Source organism: Mangrovimonas yunxiaonensis (genome assembly GCF_000733475.1).
In the GTDB taxonomy this organism is placed as follows: Bacteria; Bacteroidota; Bacteroidia; order Flavobacteriales; family Flavobacteriaceae; genus Mangrovimonas; species Mangrovimonas yunxiaonensis.
The window spans coordinates 342,135-359,387 of sequence record NZ_JPFK01000002.1 but is presented as its reverse complement, the minus strand read 5'-3'; the positions used below and the strand labels follow the sequence as shown (position 1 = coordinate 359,387).

15 protein-coding genes are annotated in these 17,253 nt (G+C 37.1%); 8 read left to right on the top strand and 7 right to left on the bottom strand.

The window, feature by feature from the left end; genetic code table 11:
* The first annotated feature begins 56 nt into the window (after window positions 1-56).
* Together IA57_RS01705 and IA57_RS01700 are read left to right on the top strand one after the other, a co-directional pair.
* Entirely contained in the window at window positions 57-1,124 is a 1,068-nt protein-coding gene (locus IA57_RS01705; protein WP_131505663.1) for a glycosyltransferase, read from the top strand.
* A complete protein-coding gene (locus tag IA57_RS01700) occupies window positions 1,124-1,534 on the top strand; it encodes a sugar 3,4-ketoisomerase (RefSeq protein WP_036118721.1) in 411 nt (136 codons plus the stop codon). Before IA57_RS01705 ends, IA57_RS01700 begins: the two co-directional genes overlap by 1 nt.
* Here the strand turns inward: IA57_RS01700 and IA57_RS01695 are convergent.
* Genes IA57_RS01695 through IA57_RS01675 form a run of 5 tightly spaced genes read right to left on the bottom strand, consistent with a single transcriptional unit; the run spans window position 1,517 to window position 6,135 of the window.
* Window positions 1,517-2,464: a glycosyltransferase family 2 protein gene (locus tag IA57_RS01695; RefSeq protein ID WP_051880940.1), complete on the bottom strand. Its 948-nt coding sequence runs from the start codon at window positions 2,462-2,464 to the stop codon at window positions 1,517-1,519. The genes IA57_RS01700 and IA57_RS01695 overlap by 18 nt on opposite strands.
* 3 nt (window positions 2,465-2,467) lie before the next feature.
* Window positions 2,468-3,349, bottom strand: coding sequence for a glycosyltransferase family 2 protein (locus IA57_RS01690; RefSeq protein ID WP_036118409.1), 882 nt, complete (start codon window positions 3,347-3,349; stop codon window positions 2,468-2,470).
* A gap of 37 nt (window positions 3,350-3,386) precedes the next feature.
* Window positions 3,387-4,067, bottom strand: coding sequence for a cell division ATP-binding protein FtsE (locus IA57_RS01685; RefSeq protein WP_036118406.1), 681 nt, complete (start codon window positions 4,065-4,067; stop codon window positions 3,387-3,389).
* A gap of 2 nt (window positions 4,068-4,069) precedes the next feature.
* On the bottom strand, window positions 4,070-5,410 hold the full coding sequence (locus IA57_RS01680; protein ID WP_036118403.1) for a hypothetical protein: 1,341 nt from the start codon (window positions 5,408-5,410) through the stop codon (window positions 4,070-4,072).
* Window positions 5,407-6,135 (bottom strand): glycosyltransferase, encoded by a 729-nt coding sequence (locus IA57_RS01675; RefSeq protein WP_036118400.1) that lies wholly within the window; start codon window positions 6,133-6,135, stop codon window positions 5,407-5,409. Before IA57_RS01675 ends, IA57_RS01680 begins: the two co-directional genes overlap by 4 nt.
* A 192-nt stretch (window positions 6,136-6,327) precedes the next feature.
* On the opposite strand from IA57_RS01675, the gene IA57_RS01670 reads away from it, so the two are divergent.
* From IA57_RS01670 to IA57_RS01660, 3 genes are all read left to right on the top strand, one after another.
* Window positions 6,328-9,348, top strand: coding sequence for a tetratricopeptide repeat protein (locus tag IA57_RS01670; RefSeq protein WP_036118398.1), 3,021 nt, complete (start codon window positions 6,328-6,330; stop codon window positions 9,346-9,348).
* A gap of 48 nt (window positions 9,349-9,396) precedes the next feature.
* Complete coding sequence (locus IA57_RS01665) at window positions 9,397-11,112, top strand: TonB-dependent receptor (protein WP_229730273.1); 1,716 nt, start codon at window positions 9,397-9,399, stop codon at window positions 11,110-11,112.
* Window positions 11,113-11,354: 242 nt separating this feature from the next.
* Entirely contained in the window at window positions 11,355-12,977 is a 1,623-nt protein-coding gene (locus IA57_RS01660) for an amidohydrolase (RefSeq protein ID WP_036118392.1), read from the top strand.
* 3 nt (window positions 12,978-12,980) lie between these two features.
* Here IA57_RS01660 and IA57_RS01655 read toward each other — a convergent pair whose 3' ends face one another.
* Window positions 12,981-13,682 (bottom strand): class I SAM-dependent methyltransferase, encoded by a 702-nt coding sequence (locus IA57_RS01655; RefSeq protein WP_036118715.1) that lies wholly within the window; start codon window positions 13,680-13,682, stop codon window positions 12,981-12,983.
* Window positions 13,683-13,748: 66 nt separating this feature from the next.
* Here IA57_RS01655 and IA57_RS01650 point away from each other — a divergent pair, with 66 nt between their 5' ends.
* The 3 genes from IA57_RS01650 to IA57_RS01640 are packed head-to-tail and all read left to right on the top strand — an operon-like array spanning window position 13,749 to window position 16,001.
* Window positions 13,749-14,243: a YkgJ family cysteine cluster protein gene (locus IA57_RS01650; RefSeq protein ID WP_036118389.1), complete on the top strand. Its 495-nt coding sequence runs from the start codon at window positions 13,749-13,751 to the stop codon at window positions 14,241-14,243.
* Window positions 14,244-14,293: 50 nt separating this feature from the next.
* Window positions 14,294-15,139 carry a sterol desaturase family protein gene (locus tag IA57_RS01645; protein ID WP_036118386.1) on the top strand — a complete coding sequence of 282 codons (846 nt, stop codon included), beginning with the start codon at window positions 14,294-14,296 and terminating at the stop codon, window positions 15,137-15,139.
* Entirely contained in the window at window positions 15,126-16,001 is an 876-nt protein-coding gene (locus IA57_RS01640; RefSeq protein ID WP_036118383.1) for a glycerophosphodiester phosphodiesterase family protein, read from the top strand. The genes IA57_RS01645 and IA57_RS01640 overlap by 14 nt, the downstream gene beginning before the upstream one ends.
* On the opposite strand, the gene IA57_RS01635 is transcribed toward IA57_RS01640, so the two are convergent.
* Complete coding sequence (locus IA57_RS01635) at window positions 15,998-17,251, bottom strand: exo-beta-N-acetylmuramidase NamZ family protein (protein ID WP_036118380.1); 1,254 nt, start codon at window positions 17,249-17,251, stop codon at window positions 15,998-16,000. The two genes, IA57_RS01640 and IA57_RS01635, sit on opposite strands and share 4 nt — an antisense overlap.
* Window positions 17,252-17,253 lie beyond the last annotated feature (2 nt).

Sequence of the window (17,253 nt, the reverse complement as noted above, 5' to 3'; positions counted from 1 at the left end):
CATTTACTATATTTGAAAATTATATCGATAGGTTGATTTATAGAAAGGAAATTTGTTTGGTAGCATCCTCACTAGGTAAAGGAGGTGCAGAACGCGCAACAGCGCTTCAGTCTAAGATGTTATCCTCATTAGGATATCAGGTATATATAGTCATAGTGCATTCAATTATTGAATATGATTATTCAGGGACTATTTATGATTTAGGAAGATTAAAAGAACAAGGCGTTAACAGGGTTTCACGATTAAACCATTTTAGAAGATTTATAAACAAACATGATTTTTATGCTATAATAGATAATCGGTCAAGGGTTCAGGCATATAGAGAGTTTATTGTCTCTAAGTTTATATATAAAAAACCTACAATTTATGTAATTCATTCTTATGAAAGTTCTATTACTTTTAATAAATACAAGGTTTTAAATTACTTACTTTATAGAAATGAATTAATGGTTGGTGTGTCATCTGAAATATCTGAACATTTCAAAAAATTATATCAATTAAAGCATGTAAGGACTATTCACAATGCTTTAGATTTTGAAAGAATACAACAACAAGGAAAAGAGCAAATAGAGGATAGTAAAATCTTAAATAGTACTTATGTGATTTTTTATGGTAGGGTTGATAATTCTTCAAAAAACTTAAGGCTTCTTTTCCAAGCTTATAAAAAATCAAAACTAATACAGCAAGGTGTTAAGCTTTTAATTTTAGGAAAGGGGCCTGACGTTAAGACTCTTAAAAGCTATTCTGAAGAATTAAAAATATCTGATAGTGTGATTTTTAAGACAGCTTTAAGAAACCCTTTTCCATATGTGAAACAAGCTTTGTTTATGATTTTAACAAGTAGATATGAAGGTTTTCCTATGGTGCTTCTTGAATCTTTGTCACTTGCAGTGCCAGTAATTTCTGTAGATTGTAAGTCTGGCCCTAGTGAAATTATAAAACATGGTTATAATGGGTTATTAGTTGAAAATGATAATGTTAAAAAATTATCTCAAGCAATGGATAGTTTTATTTTTAATAAACAACTATATGAAACCTGTAAGGCAAATACTGTCAAAAGCATACGAAAGTATAGAGCCGATGAAATAATCAAGCAATGGCAAGTATTATTAAAATCATTGTAATGAAAGGAGAAATAAAAAATATTAGACTAATAAACATTCCTAAAGTTCAAGACCCAAGGGGTAACTTGGCGATTATAGAGAAAAATGTAATTCCATTTCAAATAAAGCGTGTATATTATTTGTATGATGTACCGAGTGGAGCTTACCGTGGTGGGCATGCACATAAAAAATTATATCAAGTTTTAATAGCTTTAAGCGGTAGCTTTGATGTGATTTTGGATGACGGAAAAGACAAGATGAAAATTACCCTAAATAAACCTAACGAAGGGCTGTTAATCCCCACGGGGATTTGGCGAGAATTAGAGAATTTCTCTTCGGGTTCTGTATGCTTGGTCTTGGCCTCTGAAGTTTTTGACGAAAATGATTATATAAGAAACTATAATGATTTTGTTTCAATGAAAAGGAGTTAGTTTAATGCCAAATTTCATTAATAAATTTTGAATTCTTTTTAAAAATTTCAACGTGTTTCCTTTTCTGTTTAATAAAAAGCGTTGTTTTCTATTTAATGAGTTTATATCTATTTTTCTTAAAAAGGATAAAGCCTTTTCTTCTTGATTGTTAAGTCTATATTGCATGCCAATTGAAAGTCTATTCAAATCTAAATAGGCTTTTAATGATTGATGATTTTCTATAAAAGGTTCATACTTATCAATATTTATAAAGTGCCTTAGGCTTGTGTTTGAATTTGATATGCGATTTTCTGCATGTAGATTGTGTGCTGCAGTTACTTGGTTGTTAAAAGCAATTGGATATTTTAAAGCTATGCGAATCCATAAATCCGTATCTTCACCAGCGCCTAAGGTAATCGATTCATCAAATCCATTTAATTCTATCAGTATTTTTTTAGGAACTGCACAAGCTGAAGTCCAAGCAATAGCATTATTTAAATTATGGGAAAAATAGTTGGTTAAAATTTTTCTCCATGGTTTGTTTGGAGGAATATTACTATATTTTGATTTGTAAACTTTATCGCCATATCTTTTTTCATAGGCCATTGCATATAGACCGCAGTTTGGAAAATCGTTAATTAATGCTGCTATGTTTTCTAAGTGATTTCCATACCAATGATCATCAGCGTCTATAAATGCTATGTAATTTGCTAGAGCTTTTTTTATACCGTAATTTCTAGCAGATGAGACGCCTTGGTTTTTAGTAGTGAAAACACTAATTCTTTGATCTTTAAATGTTTTAATTACTTCCAGACTATTATCTGTAGAGCCATCGTTAACAACAATAATTTCAAAATCGTTAAACGATTGGCTTAAAACACTTTTAATAGTGTTTTTTACATAATGCTCCTTATTGTAAAGTGGTATAATTATGGAAAAAAAAGGCATCATAGTTTACGAAGTAACATTACAAAAATGTCTCAATCTATATAAATCAAATAAAAATAAACTAGGAGAACTGCTAGTAAGGTTTTTTTCTATGTTTCTGTTAAAAATTGCTGTGATAACTTTAAAAATTTTCACTAAACCTAACTTATTAAGTTTTTTGTATGCTTTTATAAGTGAAATATCGTGTTCTTTAATTTGATTAGTTTTATACAGTTCAGCTAATGTGTTAACGGCTATTTTAGATTTTTTTAAAAAAACAGTATTTTCATCGAGGCCTAAATGGTAAACAGCATTGTCTATATGTTTAATAGTTGCTTTTCTAGATTTTAATAAAGCACCAAAAAGGTAATCTTGACCATAGGTCGTTTTATTTACAGTTCCTAAAGTGTCGAGAAATACACCTTTTTTAATTAAAAAATTAGCAGATGACACAAATTTATAAATCATTTTACTTCTCTTTAAAGCACTTGCAGTTTCTCTTTTTCTTCCAAAGGTTTCTCTTAAAGCAAATTTTTTTTCATGCGAAATCTTATAATCTATTCCTCCAAAAATAACATCAAAATTTTTGTTTAAACTATTTATATAGTAAGTTATAAAGCTTGTGCTTTTAGGAAGCGTATCGGCATCTAAAAACAATAGCCAATTGTATGTCGCTTTTTTAGCTAAAGCGATTCTAGTTCCTAAACTGCCTAGATTTTTAGTGTTTTCAATAAACTGGCAGCTGGTAAGGGTGTTTATGTTTTGGTTGTCACTATTTAAGTGAGATCCCGAGCCATCATCCATACAAATGAGTTCAAAAACAATATTGCATGCCAATGCTTGTTTTACCAGTTCCTTAGCTAAGGGGTAAACATTGTAATTGTATGTGGGGATTAAAATTGAAAGCACGTTGGGATTTTTAATTAAAAAATAAGAAGAGCAGAGGTTACTGTTTTCTCTGGACCACTTCGTAAATTTGATTATCGTCGCACTTTAAGGTCTTGCTAGGGTATTTTAGTAGCAAGGCATAATCGTGGGTTGCCATAAGAATGGTATTGCCGTTTTTGTTAATATCTTGAAGTACCTCCATGACTTCTACGCTGGTTTGCGGGTCTAGATTTCCCGTAGGCTCATCGGCCAAAATAAGTTCGGGGTTGTTTAGTAAGGCTCGCGCAATGGCAATACGTTGTTGTTCGCCGCCAGAAAGTTCATGGGGAAATTTAAACCCTTTGGTTTTCATGCCCACTTTGTCAAGAACTTCATCAATTCGGGCTTTAATGTCGTTTTTGTCTTTCCAGCCAGTTGCCTTTAGCACAAAAGCTAAATTGTCGTTAATAGTTCTATCGGTAAGCAGTTTAAAGTCTTGAAAAACAATGCCCAATTTGCGCCTTAAAAACGGAATGTCCTTTTCTTTAAGGGCTTTTAAATTGAAGTCAACAATCTCGCCTTCGCCTTTGGTTAGGGGCAGGTCGCCATAAAGCGTTTTCATGAAACTGCTTTTCCCGGTTCCTGTTTTACCGATTAGATAAACAAACTCCCCTTTGTTAATTTCAATATTGATGTCAGATAATACCAAGCTGTCACCTTGAAAAATAGAAGCGTCTTTAAGATAAAGTACTTGCTGCATGATTACGATTTAGAGTTTTTAAAAGGAAATAAATTCGATATGACAAAGTAAACAATTAATGCGAAATAGGGAAAGCAGAATCGGGAATTTGTGCCATAGGCTACCAATGCTTGAGCCAGAGAGCCTGATAAAATAATTAAGACTAAAAATAAATCAGAATCTAAAGTCCGTAATTTCAGTTTAAGTGTCAAAATGATTTTTTTTAACGCAAAAAGTAAAAATATTATGTTGATTAGTATAAGAGCAGGTTTTTGGATGTAGTTCCATAAACCAACCAATGCTTTTCTAATTAATTGGTTCTCAAACTTGTCCACATTCCATAGCAGCGTTGAAGTGCCTCCCCAAAAGTCTTTCCATGATATAAAAACCTGTTTTAAATAGAGACCTGGATATGCTTTAAAGAGATCTATGGATATTTCGCCTAGTTGATGGGATAAATCGGGTGGTGAAAGTTGCGTGGTTTCAATAAGCTCATCATAGGCATACCAAACTGTCATAGGGTATTGATAGTGAGGTTCGTTTTCAACGACATAATGGCGATGTTTTACAAAGATATCTCGAATCACTTGATGTTCGTCAGGAGCTTTTTCAAAAAAACTCGTGGCGGTTTGTGCCAAATTGATTCCCAAATAATAACTACTTGTAAAGTAACCAATATTGCGTTTGTTGAGTGAGTTCCAACTATAAAAACTGATAAATGGAATTATAAAAACAACAAAAGCTTTAATGATGACGACTTTAGGGCTTGCTTTAAAATTTTTTACGATAAAGTAAAGAAAATACCCAATAGGAAAGTAGATGAATAATGGCCTCGTTAAATACAGCGCACTTAAAATAAGCGACAAAATAAATAAATGTTTGACTGAAGCTGAAATTTCCAATAGCTTATTTTTTTCAATAAACCAAAAAGCTAAAACCATTAATGTGTAGGCAAGGGATTCTGTTAAAATAGCAAACTCATAAAATACAACATGCAAAAAAGAAGTGGTTACAAATGCCGTAATAAACGCTAGGTGCTTATTTTTGGATTTCATCCAACAAAAATCATAAAGCAAATAAGTACAAACTACGCCAAGAATAACGTATAAAAAAACGGTTATATATAGGTTTTGCCCAGCCAATGCAATTAAGGTCGGAAACCCAGGAGTGCGTTGTCCTGTGTAGCTTTCAAGGTTTAAATTACCAATAAAAGATGCTAGGTTAATATAGTCTTGAGTATCTGGAAATATGGTGATGGCGTGATAGAATGTAAATACCAAGACCCTCAACAAAACGGCATAAATCAAGAGGTTTCTAGTCGGTTTTGTTAGAAGTGTGTCGTATGTCTTTTTCAGAAATTTCATTTGTAATGAGTATAAATTTTAATGAAATCTGAAGGCAATTTTAAAATATCCCCAAAGGTAATTTTAGATTGTCCAATGTCCTGCCATTGCAACAAGGGAACTTCAACCATATTTTCTAAACAATATGTTTTGCCATATTTGAGTTTGGTGCGTAAAATCAATTCAACATCAAACAGCCATTTGGTTTGAAAAGGTTCTTTAAATAGCTCTTTAGCTAATTGGGAATCAATTATTTTGGCGCCACATTGCGTGTCATAAATGCCAAGTCTTAATATAAACGAATCAATAATAGTCGCAACAATTCGTCCTGAAATATGTCTTTTTAAACGTCTATCTATAGCATTTCCAACAATTTTTATACGCGAACCCATCACAAATTTCTTATGATTGTCCTGGGCAAATTTCAGTAAACGATCAATTTCTTTTAAAGGAGTTGAAAGATCAGCATCCAAATAACCAATATAATCATAATCAGTTTTCAGGTTTAAAATGCCTTGGCGAATGGCTTCCGCCTTGCCCCCATTTTTTTCGAGATGTAATACGTTAAAATGACTTGATGATTTGCAGAGTTCATCTAAAACAGGCCTTGTGTCGTCAGTACTGCCATCATTTATAAAATAAAATACAATGTTACTGTTTTGTTTCTCAAAGGTTTTGAATTTTTCCGAATCAATTCTATTGGCTTCATTAAAACATGGAATAATAATTGCGCAAGTTGTATTCATAAAAGAAAATCAGGAGACCAGCCGGTTTCTAATTTGTAAATGTATTGTTTTCTTAAAATTAAGCCAAGTTGGTTTGGTAATTTTATTGACAGATGCAATTTTATAACTCTGTTTATAATTATAAGTTAATTACACCGTTATAAAATACATATTGATTTATCTTTGGATTTCATAGAAAAAAACACACAGTATATGGCTTTAAATAGGGTTTTAACTATCTTATTAATTCTCGGTTCTTACCTAGTGTCTCCTGCACAACAATCTGCAACGTACACCAACGAACTGGTCGACTATCAAAAAGCACTTTCGTTATATAACAACCAGCAATATGCGGCGGCACAAACGCTGTTTAAGCAAGTGGGAAGCTCAGCCGAAACGCCTACTTTAAAATCAGACTGTGCATTTTATATTGCCAATTGCGCCATAAGGCTAAATCAGCAAAACGCCGATACGTTAATGGAGAATTTTGTTGAAGATTACCCTACAAGCACCAAACGAAACACAGCTTTTGTAGATGTGGCCGAGTATTATTTTGTAAACGGAAAATACGCCTATGCCAAGAAGTGGTACGATAAGGTAGACGAAAATTCTTTGGCCAGAACCGAGCTGGAAAAGTTTAATTTCAATAACGGTTATGTAGCTTTTACCACCAAGGATTATAAAAGCGCTAAAACACATTTAAACCGTGTAGAAAACTCTAAAAAATACGGGGCACAAGCAAAGTATTATATTGGCTATATGGCTTATGAAGGCGACGATTACGAGCAAGCCAATACCTATTTCGACCAAGTGAGCGATCAGGAAAAGTATCAGGAAAAACTCTCTTACTATCAAGCCGATTTAAACTTTAAATTGGGCAAGTTCGAAAACGCCATAAAACTGGCCAAAGAGCAGCTGCCAAAAAGCGATCGCAATGAAATTTCAGAACTCAATAAAATTATAGGCGAAAGCTATTTCAATCTAGAGCAGTACGACCAAGCGCTTCCTTATTTAAAAGCCTACAACGGAAAGCGTGGCAAGTGGTCCAATACCGATTATTACCAACTAGGCTATGCCTATTACAAGCAAAAAGATTACGAAAATGCAGTGGCCGAGTTTAGTAAAATAATTGGAGGGAGCGACGCTGTATCGCAAAATGCGTATTACCATTTGGGCGAAAGCTATGTGCATTTGGGCAAAAAACAGGAGGCTTTAAATGCCTTTCGTAATGCATCGCAAATGGATTACGATTTAAAAATACAAGAAGATGCCTGGCTAAACTATGCCAAAATAAGTTACGACATAGGTAACCCCTACCAGTCTGTACCGCAGGTTTTAAACGGGTATTTAGAGCAATACCCCAATACGGCTTATAAGGCCGAAATAGAAACCTTGCTAATCGATTCGTACATCACCTCAAAAAATTACAAAGAAGCCTTAGAGTTACTTGAAGGAAAAAACAGTTTTGAAAACAAAAAAGCCTATCAGAAAGTAGCGTTTTATCGCGGGATAGAGCTTTATAACGATGGCGATTACCAAAACGCTAAGGCATTTTTCGAGAAATCGCTAAACGAACAAATCACACCAGTATATACAGCAAAAGCTATTTTCTGGAAAGCAGAAACCGATTATAATCTATCCGACTACCAGCAAGCGTTAATAGGGTTTAAACAGTTTAAACAAATAGATGAAGCGGCAGCAACACCAGAAATGACCAATATAGATTATAACCTGGCCTACACCTATTTTAAACAGAAAAACTACACCCAGGCAATAACCCTATTCAACCAGTATATAGCAGCTCGTAAAGAAGATAAAGTAAGACTAAACGATGCTTACTTAAGGTTAGGCGATGTAAACTTTGTTTCTAGTAAGTATAAGACTGCTATCGATGCTTATACCGAAGCCATAAAAATTAACAAGGTTGGGGCAGATTATGCCTTTTTCCAAAGAGCCATGAGCATTGGTTACGCCGGTCGTTCAAATAAAAAAATAACAGAACTGGAAGCCTTTATTGGGCGTTTTCCAAAATCGACCCTGCGGGACGATGCCTTGTACGAACTTGGAAACTCGTTGGTAAAGGCCAGTAGGAACGATGAAGCTTTAAGCACCTACAACCAACTGCATAACGAATATCCAGCGAGCACGTTTGTGCCAAAAGCCATGTTACGCCAAGGTTTGGTACACTACAACTCAGGTGGTAACGCCCAGGCTTTAACTAAATTTAAGCAAGTGGCAGAGCAGTTTTCCAGCACACCAGAAGCCAATCAAGCCGTATCTACGGTGCGTTTAATTTACATCGATTTAGGCCGTGTAGATGAATATGCCGCTTGGGTAAAAACTTTGGACTACGTAGAGGTTACAGATGCCGATCTGGACAATGCGACCTTCGAAGCTGCAGAGAAAAAGTATGTAGACGGTCAAGCAGATGCTGCAATCCGTCAATTTAACGGATATTTAAACGAGTTTCCTAAAGGGCTCCATGCCTTACAGGCGCACTTTTACCTAGCGCAATTATATTTTAAAAAGGATTTAAAAGACAATGCCTTACCACACTATATTTTTGTTGTAGATGCTGCATCTAGCGAGTTTACAGAAGAAGCCTTAATGCGGGCGTCGCAAATTCAGTTGGAGAAAAAACATTGGGAGGCTGCCATTCCATTATTGGAGCGTTTAGAAGTTCAGGCGAGCTTTCCGCAAAATGTTGTTTTTTCACAGTCTAATTTAATGAAGGCCAATTATCAATTAGAGCATTATAAAAATGCGGTCTCGTATGCCGAAAAGGTGCTTCAGCAAAACAGTATCGATAAAAAAATACAAAGCGATGCTCATTTAATAATTGCGCGTTCTGCTATAAAAACAGGAGACCAAGCCAAGGCCAAACAGGCCTACCAAGAAGTTGAAAAAACAGCCACGGGAGAAGCCGCAGCCGAAGCCTTGTACTACAAAGCCTATTTTCAGCATCAATCAAACGATTTTAAAGCTTCGAACAGTACCGTTCAGGATTTGGCCAAAAATTATTCTGGTTACAAGTATTACAGTGCCAAAGGTTTGGTAATTATGGCTAAAAACCATTACCAACTGGGCGATGCATTTCAGGCAACCTATATTCTTGAAAGTGTTATAGAAAACTTTAAGGATTTTGAAGATGTGGTTGACCAGGCTCAAGAGGAGTTAACTGAAATTAAAAACGAGCAAGCCAAAACAAACAGGTCCGTTCAGCCAGAAGACTAAGAAAAATCATTCAAAAAAAAGCCTAAACAAAACTATATGCGTCAGCACATGAGATATATTACAGCCGTATTAATTGGTTTATCAGCCACTTTGGGTTGGAGCCAAGAACGGGAGAACGACACCATTGAAACCAACGTTATTAATGTTGTAAAGCCTTATACGCCATCGATTTCCGATGCGTTTAAGGTTAAGGAAACCCCAACGATAGATGATGATGTTACCGCTTCAAAAAAAGCGGTGGAGTACAATATTTTCTCTTTTCCGGTGGCTTCAACATTTACCCCGGCCAAAGGAAGTGCGGCTAAAGTAGAGCAGGAGAAACCAAAAAAGCTATACGACAACTATGCTACTCTAGGGTTTGGGAGTTACACTACAATTTTAGGAGAGGTTTACTTAAACCATGCCATTAGCAGAACCGATAATGTTGGTGGGTATGTACGACATCATTCTTCTCAAGGAGGGATTGAAAATGCGTTGTTGGACGACCACTTTTACAACAGTAAGGTAAACATAAACTACGCCAGAACGCTTAGAGATTTGTCGTGGAATGTTGAAGGCGGGTTTTTGCATCAAGCCTATAACTGGTATGGTTTGCCGCAACCTTATTTCACTACAGAATCGCCCGAAACCCATATGGATGTTAACCATACTTTTTATGGGGCGCATGTTGGTGGCGATATCACGTTTGAAGATGCCTACGTACAAGATGTTGGCGTAGCGTTTAGGCATTTTGGCGATGATTTTGGCTCTGGCGAAAACAGGTTTAAAGCCGATGCTTCTGCCGACATACCAATAGGTGATGAGGTTATTTCTACTGCTTTGGTTGTAGATTATTTGGGCGGAAGTTTCGATAGGAGTTATTACCTAAACCAAACATTAAAATACGGTAATTTTAATATAGGAATAATGCCAACCTATAGAATTGAGCATGACGATTTAACCCTAGATTTAGGGGTGTCTACCTATTATTTAAACGATATTGAAAACGGAGAGAACACCTTTTATATTTACCCTAACATATCGGCTTCTTACCGTCTTGTAAACGAGGTGTTAATGGCTTATGGAGGTATTAAGGGCGGATTGCTTCAAAACACATATTACGACTTTGCCCAAGACAACCCATTTGTGTCGCCAACCTTGTACGTCATGCCTACAGACCAGCAATACAATGCTTATGTAGGTTTAAAAGGGAAAGTATCCAACAGTGTGAGCTACGATATTAAAGGGGGGTATTTTGCCGAAAACGACAAAGCGCTGTTTAAAAATAATGCCTTGGTTGTAACGGGGGCAGAAGAAGTATATCAGTTTGCCAATTCTTATGGGGTTGTTTACGACGACGTGTCGACCTTTAACATAGGGGGCGCATTAAATGTTGATGTTAATAGAAACTTTACTTTAGGGATTAAAGCCGATTATTTTATTTACGATACAGACAACGAAGCAGAAGCCTGGAATTTACCTAACATAACAGCCTCGTTATTTATGGATTACCAAATAAGTGACCATTGGTTTGCAGGAGCAAATCTGTATTACGCTGGCGAGAGAAAGGCTCAAATGAATTTCACGCCCGTAGTGCCTGTACAAACCGTAACGCTAGATGGTTACTTTGATGCCAATGCTCATTTAGGGTATCATATTAACGACAAGTTATCTGTTTTTGCTAAAGTTAACAATATTGCCAACCAAGATTACAACCGTTGGCTAAACTACCCTGTACAGAGCCTTCAGGCTTTGGCAGGGGCAACCTACAAGTTTGATTTTTAACAAATTCCTGCGTAGGCAGAAATCTTAAGGTTGTGTAAATTTACTTGTTTCTATGTTTGCAATAGAATGCTTTTGTTGTACAAATATTTAGTATTTTGCAAGCCCAATTAAATGTAAATCAGTTGCTAAAAAGCAGTGTTTATAAAACAGTAACGTGTTTGTTATTATAAATCTAATTTGAAATGTTCTTATATCTTGAATGTCGTTTAGACAATTTCAATCGGTTCTATAATCAACTATTCATGAAAAAACTTATTCTGCTTTTTATATTTTTAAGCATACTTTCTTGCCAAGAAGAAAAACAACACGTTGATTCCATAATCATAAATGGAACCATTTACACGGTTAATGAGAATTTCAATACAGCTGAAGCCTTTGCGGTAAAAGATGGGAAGTTTCTAGAAATAGGCACCACAAATGCCCTAAAAGAAAAATACCAGGCAGATACCATTATTGATGTACAAGGAAAAACCATTGTGCCGGGGTTTATAGATGCCCATTGCCATTTTTATGGATTGGGCTTGCAGCAAAACCGTGTGGACTTAACACAAACTAAAAGCTTTGACGATGTTGTAAAACGGGTGTTAGACTTTCAAAACGAACGTCATACAGCGTTTATAATAGGTTTTGGATGGGATCAAAACGCATGGCAAGAAAAAGCGTTTCCTAACAACAAATTACTCAATGTGCTTTTTCCAAACACCCCGGTGGCTTTAACCCGAATTGATGGTCATGCCATGTTGTGCAACCAGGCGGCTTTAGATTTGGCGGGAATTACTAAAACAACTAAAGTAGCAGGAGGCGAGGTTGTTTTGGAAAATGGAGAATTAACAGGAATGCTAATCGATAACCCTATGCTATTGGTTTCGGCCGTTTATCCAAAACCAACAAAGCAGGCACAAATAAAAGCCCTGTTAGAAGCACAAGAAATTTGTTTTGATGCAGGGCTAACAACCGTTTCAGATGCAGGTTTAGAGAAAGATGTGATTACCCTTATCGACAGTTTACAGCAAACAGGCGACTTAAACATGCGTGTATATGCTATGGTGAGCAACCATACCGAAAGCCTCGAATATTACTTAAGCAACGGCCCTATAAAAACCGATAGGCTTCATGTAAAGTCGGTAAAAGTGTATGCCGATGGTGCTTTGGGCTCCCGTGGCGCAGCCTTAAAAACACCCTATGCCGATAAGCACGACCACTTTGGGGCAATGGCCATTGGACTTGAAGCATATAAAGCGTTAGCAGAAAGGATTGAAAAAGCAAATTTTCAAATGAATACACATGCTATTGGCGATTCGGCCAATAGGGTGGTACTTCAAACTTATAAGGATGTGTTGCAAGGGAAAACAGATAGGCGTTGGCGTGTAGAACATGCGCAAGTTTTAACCGAAGGTGATATCACGTTTTTTAAAAACGATAATATTATACCATCTGTACAACCAACACATGCCACTAGCGATATGTATTGGTCCGAAGACAGACTGGGCAAACAGCGTATAAAAGGTGCTTATGCTTATAAGGCCTTGTTGCAAACTTCGGGGACACTTGCCCTAGGAACAGATTTTCCAATAGAAAACGTAAGCCCGTTTTTAACGTTTTATGCTGCCGTAGCACGACAGGATTTAGAAGGGTTTCCTAAAGAAGGATTCCAAAAAGAAAATGCGCTAACACGAGAGGAAGCTTTAAAAGGCATGACCATTTGGGCAGCCTATGCCAATTTTGAAGATCGGGAAAAAGGAAGCATAGAACCCGGGAAGCTAGCAGATTTTATTGTGCTTGATAACGATATCATGACTGTCGATTTAAAGCAAATCCCCAGTATAAAAGTTGAAAAAACATTTGTAAACGGTAAGCAACAATAGGGCTTAAGCAAGTGTAAGTTTGGCCAAGTAGTCAAAATGCTCACCTTCCATAACCAAATCACAGTTTAAACCAACCGCTTTGCAGGCAGTATACAGGGTGTTAAAGTCCATATAAAGCCATTTCATAGGAAGTTCGTCTTCATTTTTATAGCTTAAAAAGTAATCCAGCTCGCCATAGTAATCGGCATTGGTGTCAACCCAAAGTCCGCCGTCATCATCTTCGTACATATACGCTATATCGGAGGAGTCGATTAAGATTTGCCCTTGCTTGTTTAAAAGGGTTTTTAAATGGGTTAAATAGGTGCCAACTTGCGACAGGTCCTGAAAAATGCCTGTACCGTTCATAAGCAATAAAATGGTATCGAACTGTTGGGTTTCCTCCAGAACAGCTAATAAGGCTACATGCTTAACTCCGCGTTGCTGAGCAACTTCAACGGCACCTGGCGAAACATCAATGGCTTTTACGTTTAATCCCTTTTCCTGCAAGTATAAACTATGGCAACCACTCCCACAACCAACATCTAAAACGTTTCCTTTGGCCAATTTAAGCGCTTTTTGCTCTAGTTTTGGCATGGCTTTGTACGTTCTAAATAAGTAAGGAAGCGGCAGCTCGTCTTCTTCAGAAATGTTGGTGGAAGTTATTAGGTCTTCAGTGTAATTTCCTTGGTGGTAATCCAATAAGGCTTTGCCAAAAATATCTTTCATAATTATTTTCCCCTTAAAATGGGAATCTCTTTTTATGTTAACTAAAAGTTTAAGTACTTTTACCCTATGCAAGACCAATTAGATAGCTTACAAAAGCGTGCCAAAGATAAGCATAAGGAAAATAAGGATTTCTTTAAAAAACTAAAAAAGAAGCCGCCCAAGCAGTTGGATTATATTATGCAGGAGCTCCATGACGAAACCTTTGCAAAAACCGATTGTCTGTCTTGTGCGAATTGTTGTAAAACCACAGGACCACTATTTACCGATAAGGACATACAGCGCATTGCCAAACACCTAAGAGTAAAGCCTTCGCAGTTTATCGACGAGTATTTGCGCCTAGATGAAGATAACGATTATGTGCTGCAAAGTGTGCCTTGTACGTTTTTAGACGCCGAAAATTATTGCATGATTTACGATGTAAGGCCTAAAGCTTGCCGCGAATTTCCGCATACCGATAGAAAAAAGTTTCAGCAAATTGCCCACCTTACCATGAAAAATGTGGCCATTTGCCCTGCGGCATTTAATATTGTTGAAGCGATGAAATCGCGTATTAAATTTTAATTTATTACTTAAAACTTTTGTACTATATTTAAGGATAAAAAATTACTTTTTTGGAAAGTATTTTAAACTATTTTGAAACCATTCCGTCCTTGCACCGAAGCCTCCTGTTAGTTGGGGGAATTACTTTTTTTTGGCTGTGCGAAGGCGCGGTACCCTTGTTTAAATTCAACTACAATAAATGGCAACATGCCATACCTAACATCTTTTTTACTTTAACCACCATTGTTATTAACTTTGGGTTGGCCTTTATATTGCTGCAAACAGCCGATTGGGTTAAGGAAAACGAGTTTGGACTTATTAACTGGCTACCACAAATGCCCCTTTGGCTATATGCTATTTTGGGTGTTATGCTGTTGGATTTTTTTGGCGCTTACCTAGCGCATTATATCGAGCATAAAGTAAAACCGTTATGGATGGTGCATTTGGTGCACCATACCGATCATAAAGTCGATACCACAACAGGAAACCGACATCACCCCATAGAGAGTGTGGTGAGGTTTGCGTTTACCGTACTAGGGGTTTTTATTGTAGGAACACCAATAGCACTGGTGTTTTTGTACCAATCCTTATCGGTGGTGTTTACACAACTAACACATGCCAATATTAAATTGCCAAAAAAAGTGGATAAGCTTATAAGCTACGTTTTCGTGTCGCCAGACATGCATAAGGTTCACCATCATTATATATTACCCTATACCGATTCGAACTATGGAAATATTTTTTCAATCTGGGACAGGTTGTTTGGAACGTACATGGTTTTAGACCGTGAAAAATTAATCTACGGTGTAGATGTTTTTCCTGATGAAGCTGAAAACGGCCGTATAGGAAATTTGCTTAATCAACCCTTTCAAAAATATAAAAAGCCCACAACTCTACCTACAAATGAAACCGCTTAAAACATTATTTGCTATTACATTTTCAACAGTTATTATGAGTTGCCAAAATAAAGAAACCATAGGTGTTCAAGGACATCGAGGCTGCCGGGGCATACTGCCGGAAAACTCGCTGCCAGCATTTAAAAAAGCCGTTGCCTTAGGGGTAAATACCTTAGAGCTGGATTTGGCTGTTTCTAAAGATAAAAAGGTCGTGGTCTCTCACGAACCGTTTATGAGTCGCTTTTATTGTTTAGATCCCAATGGGGCAGAAATTCCTGTAGAGAAAGATACCTTGCTAAACCTCTATAAAATGGACTACGAGGAGATTAAGCAGTTTGACTGTGGGAGCAAACCCCATGAGCGTTTTGCAGAACAGGAAAACATGCCTGTTTACAAGCCGTTGCTGCGTGAGGTTTTTACTTTGGCCGATTCCTTAAACAGACATATTACATACAATATAGAGTTAAAAGCCCGGCCAGAATACGATAATATTTATACCCCAGAGCCAAAAGAATTTGTTACCCTTGTTTTACAAGAGCTTAGCGAGAAGCAGTTGTTTAACCGCTGCAATTTACAAGCGTTCGACAACAGGGTGTTGGAGGAAATAAAACGGCAAGCACCCAACATGAAAGTAGCTATGCTGGTTGACGAGCATGAAGATATTGATGAAAAATTGGCCGAATTGTCTTTTAAGCCCGAAATTATTAGTCCGTACTACGAATTGCTTGTTAAAAGCGATGTGAAAGCCTACCAACAGCAAGGGTATAAAATTATTCCGTGGACCGTAAACGAAATAGACGACATGGAAGTTATGATAGCCTTTGGGGTAAACGCCATTATAACCGATTACCCCAATAGATTGCTACCGCTTTTAAAGCATTAACGGTACAAAAGGTATTTTTGGCGCATGTTATTGTAAGCTTCTAAACCGCTAGCCCAGGTTTCTCTTATTTCGCTGGCAGAGCGGTTGTTTTCTATTTGTTGCTGTAGGGTTTTGGTACCTGCAAGTTTGGTGAAAAAACTGTTGAAAAACGCCGCCTTGTCTGCGGTATTTTTATAGGCGTTAATTAAATGGCTTAAATCCAGTTGGTTTAATTTTCTTGCCTGACTTAAATCGTTGCCATAGCATAAAACACCTTTGTGCTTGGGGTGCTTTGCGCCCTCGTTAGGTGTTGGAGTGTATTGGTAGGCATATACCGAAGCCTTTAAAAAAGGGCTGCCAAAAACCTGAAATTGTTTATCTGTTCCGCGACCGGCATTCACGTTGGTTCCTTCAAAAAAGCACAGGCTAGGATATAGGTTTATGGCCTGGTCTGTAGGTAGGTTTGGCGATGGTTTTATAGGCAGGCTATAAGGGGTGTTGTGGGTGTAATAATCCATTTTTACAACAGTTAAATCACATCGTTTTCCTTGGCCTAACCATCCTTCGCCATTTATCATTTGTGCATACTCGCCTATGGTCATACCGTGCACAACAGGAATGGGGTGCATGCCCACAAAACTTTGGTGTTCGGGTTCTAGTATGGGGCCGTCAATGTAATGGCCGTTAGGGTTTGGTCTGTCCAGCACGAACACCGGAATGTTATTTTCGGCGCTGGCTTGCATAACATAATGTAAGGTAGAAATGTAGGTGTAAAATCTTGCACCTACATCCTGAATGTCGAAAAGAATAAGGTCAATGCCTTGTAGTTGCTCAGGGGTTGGCTTTTTATTGCTTCCGTATAACGAAACAATAGGCAGGCCGGTTTTTATGTCTGTTCCGTCTTTTACGAGCTCGCCGGCATCTGCTTTTCCGCGAAACCCATGCTCTGGGGCAAAGACTGCTTTAATTTTTACGTTTGAATTATAGAGCGAATCGACAATATGGGTATGGCCATTTTCGTTAAAGATCACCGAAGTCTGGTTGGCAACAATGCCAATGGTTTTGTCCTTTAATAGCGGCATGTAAACGTGGGTTTTGTTGGCTCCAACCACAGGGGCGTTTTGTCGTGTTGTGTCTTCGAGTGTTTTTTCTAAGGTGCCTTTTTTGGAGGCACTTTCCAAATTATGTTGCTTTGGTGAGTTTCCGCAAGAAATGAATGCAAAAACAAATAATAAAACTGTATTTTTGAACATCTTTAAATATAAATCCATAG

Excerpts from the sequence above, each read along its gene's own strand:
- IA57_RS01655 (WP_036118715.1), bottom strand. The coding sequence starts at position 13,682 with ATGAAAGATATTTTTGGCAAAGCCTTATTGGATTACCACCAAGGAAAT.
- IA57_RS01635 (WP_036118380.1), bottom strand. The coding sequence starts at position 17,251 with ATGGATTTATATTTAAAGATGTTCAAAAATACAGTTTTATTATTTGTT.
- IA57_RS01680 (WP_036118403.1), bottom strand. The coding sequence starts at position 5,410 with ATGAAATTTCTGAAAAAGACATACGACACACTTCTAACAAAACCGACT.
- IA57_RS01660 (WP_036118392.1), top strand. The coding sequence starts at position 11,355 with ATGAAAAAACTTATTCTGCTTTTTATATTTTTAAGCATACTTTCTTGC.
- IA57_RS01640 (WP_036118383.1), top strand. The coding sequence starts at position 15,126 with ATGAAACCGCTTAAAACATTATTTGCTATTACATTTTCAACAGTTATT.
- IA57_RS01650 (WP_036118389.1), top strand. The coding sequence starts at position 13,749 with ATGCAAGACCAATTAGATAGCTTACAAAAGCGTGCCAAAGATAAGCAT.
- IA57_RS01670 (WP_036118398.1), top strand. The coding sequence starts at position 6,328 with ATGGCTTTAAATAGGGTTTTAACTATCTTATTAATTCTCGGTTCTTAC.
- IA57_RS01695 (WP_051880940.1), bottom strand. The coding sequence starts at position 2,464 with ATGATGCCTTTTTTTTCCATAATTATACCACTTTACAATAAGGAGCAT.
- IA57_RS01675 (WP_036118400.1), bottom strand. The coding sequence starts at position 6,135 with ATGAATACAACTTGCGCAATTATTATTCCATGTTTTAATGAAGCCAAT.
- IA57_RS01685 (WP_036118406.1), bottom strand. The coding sequence starts at position 4,067 with ATGCAGCAAGTACTTTATCTTAAAGACGCTTCTATTTTTCAAGGTGAC.
- IA57_RS01665 (WP_229730273.1), top strand. The coding sequence starts at position 9,397 with ATGAGATATATTACAGCCGTATTAATTGGTTTATCAGCCACTTTGGGT.
- IA57_RS01700 (WP_036118721.1), top strand. The coding sequence starts at position 1,124 with ATGAAAGGAGAAATAAAAAATATTAGACTAATAAACATTCCTAAAGTT.